Annotated in this window: 5 protein-coding genes; 3 read left to right on the forward strand and 2 right to left on the reverse strand. The window is 70.0% G+C overall.

Annotated features, from left to right (window positions below; translation table 11 throughout):
- Positions 1-326: 326 nt before the first annotated feature.
- Both bagA and bagB read left to right on the forward strand, forming a co-directional pair.
- Entirely contained in the window at positions 327-1,340 is a 1,014-nt protein-coding gene (gene bagA, locus AC08ON_RS13310) for an ATPase BagA (RefSeq protein WP_476607908.1), read from the forward strand.
- 149 nt (positions 1,341-1,489) lie between these two features.
- Complete coding sequence (bagB, locus tag AC08ON_RS13315; RefSeq protein WP_476607907.1) at positions 1,490-2,629, forward strand: ATPase BagB; 1,140 nt, start codon at positions 1,490-1,492, stop codon at positions 2,627-2,629.
- A gap of 153 nt (positions 2,630-2,782) precedes the next feature.
- Here the strand turns inward: bagB and AC08ON_RS13320 are convergent, their stop codons facing one another.
- Positions 2,783-3,139 carry a WhiB family transcriptional regulator gene (locus tag AC08ON_RS13320; RefSeq protein ID WP_476610475.1) on the reverse strand — a complete coding sequence of 119 codons (357 nt, stop codon included), beginning with the start codon at positions 3,137-3,139 and terminating at the stop codon, positions 2,783-2,785.
- A gap of 553 nt (positions 3,140-3,692) precedes the next feature.
- On the opposite strand from AC08ON_RS13320, the gene AC08ON_RS13325 reads away from it, so the two are divergent.
- A complete protein-coding gene (locus AC08ON_RS13325; protein ID WP_476607905.1) occupies positions 3,693-6,326 on the forward strand; it encodes a penicillin-binding protein in 2,634 nt (877 codons plus the stop codon).
- Between the two features lie 27 nt (positions 6,327-6,353).
- On the opposite strand, the gene AC08ON_RS13330 is transcribed toward AC08ON_RS13325, so the two are convergent.
- Entirely contained in the window at positions 6,354-6,812 is a 459-nt protein-coding gene (locus tag AC08ON_RS13330; protein WP_476607904.1) for a GatB/YqeY domain-containing protein, read from the reverse strand.
- Positions 6,813-6,943 lie beyond the last annotated feature (131 nt).

The following is a 6,943-nucleotide window of genomic DNA, read 5'->3' on the forward strand; positions in this document are numbered from 1 at the left end:
GAAACCAGGATCAACAGAAGGCCGCTTCACGTCACGGCGACACGCCGGCCCACCCCAAACCACCAGCGACTATCACACAGAGTGACACCCGAAGGTTAAACGACAAGCTTAGAGCATCGCGCCGACGGTTCCGGACACCCGTGTCACCGGGCCCGAGCCTTCGCCGCCGCATCGTTCCGGTCACCTCTCCCCACATCCCCTACCTTGGCTCGCCCCGCGGCGCGCCGCGGGTTTTCTCCCGGCTCACCACCGTGGTGGGGACCGTGCACGCGGGTACGGTCAAGCTTGTGAACGGCGAGAACACCGTTACCGACAGCGAGAACACCGTGACCAAGGAAGCGAGCGGTGAGGTGGCCGGTCCGTGGGAACGGCGGTTGCACATCGTCACCGGCAAGGGCGGGACCGGCAAGACGACCGTGGCCGGCGCGCTGGCCGTGGCGCTTGCGAGCGGTGGTCGTCGAGTCCTACTCACCGAGGTCGAGGGTCGGCAGCAGATCGCGCAGCTGTTCGACACCCCTCCGTTGCCCTACCGGGAGCGCAAGGTGGCCAGCGCCCCCGGCGGCGGGGAGGTGTTCGCGTTGGCGATCGACGCGGATGAGGCCCTGCTGGAGTATCTGGAGATGTTCTACAACCTGCGGCGGGCCGGGAGGGCCCTGGACAGGATCGGCGCGGTGGACTTCGCCACGACCATCGCTCCCGGGGTTCGCGACGTGCTGCTCACCGGCAAGGTCAAGGAGGCGGTCAACCGGCCCGACGCCACCCGCCCGGGAGGGCTGGCCTACGACGCGGTGGTGCTCGACGCGCCGCCCACCGGCCGGATCACCCGGTTTCTCAATGTCACCGCGGAGGTGGCGGGGCTGGCCAAGGTCGGGCCGATCCGGGCCCAGGCCGACAGCGTGATGGCCGTGCTGGCGCCCGATCGGGCCGCCGTGCATCTGGTCACCCTCCTCGAGGAGATGCCGGTGCAGGAGACGGTGGACGGCGTGGCCGAGCTGACCCGCGCCGGCCTGCCGCTCGGCGGTGTGGTGGTCAACATGACCCGCCCACCCCTGCTGCGCGCGAAGGAGTCCCGTCTGGCCCGGCGCGGGGAGCTGGACCGGGAGGAGATTGCCGCCGGGATCAAGGAGGCTGGGATGGAGCCCACCCCTGAGCTGGTCGAGGCGCTGGCCTGGGAGGCGGCCCAGCACGCCGATCGCGTCGCGCTGGAGGCGGCTGAGCGTGCGGAGATTGCCGGGCTCGGTCGTCCCGTGTATGAGGTGCCGCTGGTCGCGGATGGCGTCGACCTCGGCACCGTCTACCGGTTCGCGGAGATGCTGCGGGCGCAGCAGATGGTGGCATGAGCCCCGCGCGCCCGTCACCCGGTGCACCACGGCGGGAACCCGGGGCGCCGTCCGCCGGGCGGCGAAGGCCGGCAGCGGGGAGCGTCCGGCAGCCGGCGGCGCGTCGCGGCGGGGTGGGAGCGCGCCGGACGCGTCCGCATCCGGCCGGCGTGCCACTGCTCGACGTCGACGCGATGCTCGACACGGAACGGATCGTGGTCTGCTGTGGCTCGGGTGGGGTCGGCAAGACGACCATGGCCGCGGCGCTCGCGCTGCGGGCGGCCGAGCGCGGGCGCGACGTCGTCGTCCTGACGATCGACCCGGCGCGGCGACTCGCCCAGGCCCTGGGCCTGACCGCGCTCGACAACACCCCACGCGAGGTGGTCGGGGTCGACGGTGCCGCCGGTGGTCGTCTCGACGCGATGATGCTGGACATGAAGCGGACGTTCGACGAGATCGTCCTGGCGCACAGCACCTCCGAGCGGGCCGAGGCCCTCCTTGCCAACCCCTTCTACCAGTCGCTGTCGTCCTCCTTCGCCGGCACCCAGGAGTACATGGCGATGGAGAAGCTCGGCCAGCTCGACGCCACCGGCACGTGGGATCTGATCGTGGTCGATACGCCCCCGACCCGGTCGGCGCTGGACTTCCTCGATGCTCCGACGAGGCTCGGGGCCTTCCTCGATGGAAGGCTGCTACGACTGTTGCTCGCGCCGGCGAAGGCCGGCGGGCGGGCGTACGTGAAGGTGCTCGGCGCCGGCCTCGGCGTGTTCACCCGAGTCCTCACCAAGGTGCTCGGCGCCCAGCTGCTGACCGACGTCAGCCAGTTCGTGGCGGCGCTGGAGACGATGTTCGGTGGCTTCCGGGCGCGGGCGGAGGAGACCTACCGCCTGCTCGGCGATCCCGGCACCTCGTTCATCGTGGTCGCAGCGCCCGAGGCCGCGGCGCTACGGGAGGCGTCCTACTTCGTCGATCGGCTCGATGCGGAGGGGATGCCCCTCGCCGGACTGGTCGTGAACCGGATGCACCACAGCGATGCCGAGGCGCTCAACATCGAGCGCAGCCTTGCCGCCGCCGAGAACCTCGAGGAGCATGGGGAGCATCCGCTTGCCGCCGCGGTGCTGCGCATCCACGCCGATCGGGTCCGGTTGGCGAGCCGGGAGGCGCGGCTGCGGGAGCGGTTCACCAGCGCCCACCCCGACACCCCGATAGTGGGGGTGGAGGCGTTGTCGGAAGACGTGCACGATCTCGTCGGACTGCGGGAGATCGGCGATGCGCTTGCGCGTGACGAACGGCTGGATCGGACCGCTTGATCAGCTTGATCAGTGAGCCCGGTTCATCCGAGTGAGAGAACGCGGTCGGCAGCGGATGTGCGTGATCCCGGACCGGGACGGCGTTGTCCTCGGGCGGGGGATAGCCGGCGAAGGATCCGATCGGCCTTGGGGACTGGTCGGACCACCGCTGAATCAGCCGGCGGAGGCCGATCTGTGGTCGGCCTGGGCGTCCGTGAGCAGCTTCCGCCAGGACGTGACGTCTGGGCGGCGGCGTAGCAGCGCGCGACGTTCCCGTTCGGTCATGCCCCCCCAGACGCCGAACTCGACGTGGTTGTCGAGAGCGTCCGCGAGGCACTCGGTGCGGACAGCGCAGCCGAAGCACCGGGTCTTCACCCGGTTCTGGGCGGCGCCCTGGACGAACAGCTCATCCGGGTCGAGGTCGCGACAGGCGGCGTGAGCCGTCCAGTCGCCGTCGATGGCGGAACCCACGAGATGGGTCGTGTTGGCACGGCGTGGCGTGCTGACGGTGGAGGTCAGGCTTCTGGTCATGCCACCTGCCTTTCTTCTCGAGTCCGGGTCAGGGGGCCCGTGCGGGTGGTGACGTGGCGTTGACCCGAAACCGTACGGAGTGGCGTGGCCACGGCACAGACCCCACACGGGTGGTTGTCCAAATGACTAGTCCGGGCCATTGATCCGGATCGCCATGGTAGTGCGGTCTGTGACCTCCGTATGTCTGTTGCGTGACAATGAGGTATCGACTCAGAAATAATGTGGGTTTTTCATCGCTTCGTTTCCGTTTTGACGAGATTGCCCTACTGTGGGGCTGGAATCGCGATGACGCCCGAAGGTGGAGGTATGGAGCGTGGGCGGCGGGGCAGCGGGTGTGGAGGTTGTCACGGTCGTCCGGGGCGCGCCCGGGACCGGCAGGGTCGCCTGCCGGGGCTGGAACTGCGGCGTCCCAGCTCACGGCATTATCGGCTGCGATGGGCCGCCGCCTTGTGGCGTTCGTGGAAATCGGGGCGGCGGGGGTGGCGCTTGTTGATCAAATGTTGGCCCGTATGCTCCGACGGGTGTCCCAGCCTGGCTGGACGGAGGTCCCTGGATGACCGCGCCCCCTGGGCACCCCACGCCCGGTCGTGGGCGGTTCGAGGATTCCGCCCGCGACCGTGTATCGGGGCGCCCGTACGGGCCTGACGAACTCCGCTTCGGCGACGTCGACCGGCCCGAGCCTCGTCCCATCGCATCATCGGCCCGCCGGCTGGGGTTCGTGGCCACGCGGCTGCTCGGCGCCGGCGTGATCAGCGTGGTGGCGGGGGTGCTCGTCGGCATGCTGGCCCTGCCGGTGGTGGGAGCGGCCGGACTGACCGTCAAGGGCGGCGCGGACGACTTCCTCGACCTGCCGGCCAACCTGGCGGTCCCCCCGCTGGCCCAGGCGTCGCGCGTCCTCGACGCGCGGGGGAACGTCCTCGCCGTGCTGCGCGGGGAGCAGGACCGTGAGGTCGTGTCCCTGGGCCGCGTTCCGCCGGTGATGCGTCAGGCGATCATCGACATCGAGGATTCCCGGTTCTACGAGCACGACGGGCTGGATTACAAGGGTCTCGTCCGGGCGTATCTCACCAACCGGGAGAACGGCGAGGTCACCCAGGGCGGCTCGACCCTGACCCAGCAGTACGTCAAGAACGTTCTTCTGATGTCCGCGACGACGGCTGAGGCGAAGAAGGCCGCGACCGAGCAGACCGTCCAGCGCAAGCTTCGGGAGGCGCGTTATGCGCTGTACCTCGAAGCCCATCTGAGCAAGGACGAGATCCTCGAGCGTTATCTCAACATCGCCTACTTCGGCGATGGTGCGTACGGCGTCCAGGTAGCCGCGCAGCACTACTTCAACGTCGACGTCGACAAGCTCACCCTGCCGCAGGCCGCGCTGCTGGCCGGCCTGGTGAAAAACCCGAACGCCTTCAACCCGGCGATACATCCGCAGGCGGCACGGGAGCGGCGCAACGTGGTCCTCGACCGCATGTTCGAACTTCATCACATCGACGCGGCGGCCTTTCATCAGGCGCACGATGGCGAGGTGGTGCTCAACCGGCAGCCCCACTCGGCCGATCCCTGCGCCGACTCGACCGCGCCGTTCTTCTGCGCCCTCGTGCGCCAGCGGCTGCTGAACGACAGATCCTTCGCCCCGACGGAGGAGGACGCGCGCAGACTGCTGTTCGAGGGCGGCCTCACGATCAGAACGACGCTGGACCCGGTGGCGCAACAGGCGGCGCAGTCGGCCGCGACCGAGGTCATCCCGATCGGGAACCGGGTGGCTGCGAGCGTCGCGATGGTGCAGCCGAACACCGGCCAGGTGCTCGCCCTGGCGATCAACAGGGTCTACGGACCGACGGCGGACGGACAGCCCGCCGCCCTGTCCACGGACTTCGTCCACACCAAGGAGATTTATCCCGTCGACGAGGACTCGTTCTCCCCGGGATCGACCTACAAGGTGTTCACTCTGATCTCCGCGCTCGAATCGGGACTACCGCTTTCCACGACGCTGCACGCCCCCCTCTGCTACCACTCGAAGGTCTTCCCGAACCCGGATCCCCAGGGCAAGAACTGCTACGGCAACGCCGATCCCAGCGAGGACGGTTTCTACTCGTTGACGACCGCAACCTGGTCATCGGTCAACACCTACTACATCCAGCTCGCCGAGAAGCTGGGCGTGCTGAAGACGGCCGAGGTGGCCCGCCGTATGGGCGTCACCTCGTGCCGGATCCGGCAGCACAACAACAACGATCCCGAATGCAGGGGGGTGGACGGGATCAGCCGGGTCGACGGCTCCTCCATCCTTGGATCCAACGAGATCAGCACCCTCGATCTGGCGACCGCCTACGCGACGTTGGCCGCGCGGGGCAGGAAGTGCGACGCGCGGGCCGTGCTCGCGATCACCCAGCGGGTGGGCGGGACGGACCGGCCGCTTCCCTTCGACACCGGCGCTCCCTGCCAGCAGGCGCTCGACCCGAAGATTGCGGACAAGGTCAGCGCCGTGCTGCAGGGGGTCATCAACCACGGGACGGCCAGCGGGAACGGGCAGATCGGCCGGCCGGCCGCCGGCAAGACCGGCACCGCGGAGGGGTTCAGCACCGCCTCCTTCGCGGGTTACATCCCCCAGCTCGCCGCGGCGGTGACCCTCGCGGACCCGCGCGGACCGACGTCGCATCCCCTGATTAATGTGAAGGGTCGCAACGTCTTCGGTGGCGGATATCCCGCCCAGGTGTGGTCCCGCACGATGATCCGGACGATCGCCGGCCTCGGGCTACCGGTCGAACCGCTGCCGACCCCGGACGACACCCAACCCGAGGTGCCGACGAAGGCACTGCCGGACGTGATCGGGCAGCCGCAGCAGGTCGCCGAGCAGACGCTCGTCCAGCTGGGCTTCCATGTCAGGTCGCAGCCGGTCCCGCATCCGGCGCCCCCCGGCACCGTCGTGGCGATGTCGCCCGCCCCGGGCAGCGAGGTCTCGCTCAACACCGAGGTCACCCTGCAGATCTCCGGGGGGCTGACCGGCACGGCCGTCCTGCCGGGTGGATCGACGCTACCCGGCTTCGGAGCGCTCGCCCAGTCGAATGACGGCCAACCGGCCGGGGGCGGCCAGCCGGGCACGGACCTGCGTCGGCAGCTGAACGCTTCAGGCGGCTCGGGGCCGTTGGACGGTACGGATGGCCGGGGCCAGGGCAGGCGCCGGCTGCGCTGACCGGCCCACGCGGGCCACGCGGCTCGTTCAGCCGCCCGCCAACCGGGCCTTCACGAGTGCGGCGACCCGGCCGCCGTCGGCCCGGCCGGCGACCGCGGCCTGCACGGACTTCATGGCGGGACCGATCGCTCGTGGACCGCTGACATCCAGACCCGCGAGTACCTGGTCGATGATCGTGGCCAGTTCGTCGTCGCCAAGCTGCTTCGGCAGGTACTCCTCGAGCACCTCGCCCTCGGCCCGCTCTCGGTCCGCCTGGTCGCCGCGACCGGCCGCGGCGTAGGCGTCGGCCGCCTCCCGGCGCTTCTTCACCTCGCGGGTCAGGACCTTCGAGACCTCCGCGTCGTCGAGGACCCGCGCGGAGCTGCCGGCCACCTCCGCATCCTTCACCGCGGCCAGGGCCAGCCGCAGAGTGGACGTCCGCAGCTCGTCACGGGACTTCATCGCGACGGTCAGATCGGCGCGCAGACGTTCCTTGAGGGTGCTCATAACCACCGGAGCCTATGGTCTGCGGGCAGGGTGGTCACGCCGGTTCCGTCGGCGGGGGGCCCGGTGGTGCGGGGCGCCCGGTGGTGCGCGGCGCGGCGCGCGGAACCGGGCCGGGTGGCGGCAGGTCACCG

The organism is Frankia sp. CoWAU3 (assembly GCF_977971855.1).

What these genes read in the sequence shown, in the direction of transcription:
- AC08ON_RS13320 (WP_476610475.1), bottom strand. Translation starts at nt 3,139, where the DNA reads ATGACCAGAAGCCTGACCTCCACCGTCAGCACGCCACGCCGTGCCAAC.
- AC08ON_RS13325 (WP_476607905.1), top strand. Translation starts at nt 3,693, where the DNA reads ATGACCGCGCCCCCTGGGCACCCCACGCCCGGTCGTGGGCGGTTCGAG.
- AC08ON_RS13330 (WP_476607904.1), bottom strand. Translation starts at nt 6,812, where the DNA reads ATGAGCACCCTCAAGGAACGTCTGCGCGCCGATCTGACCGTCGCGATG.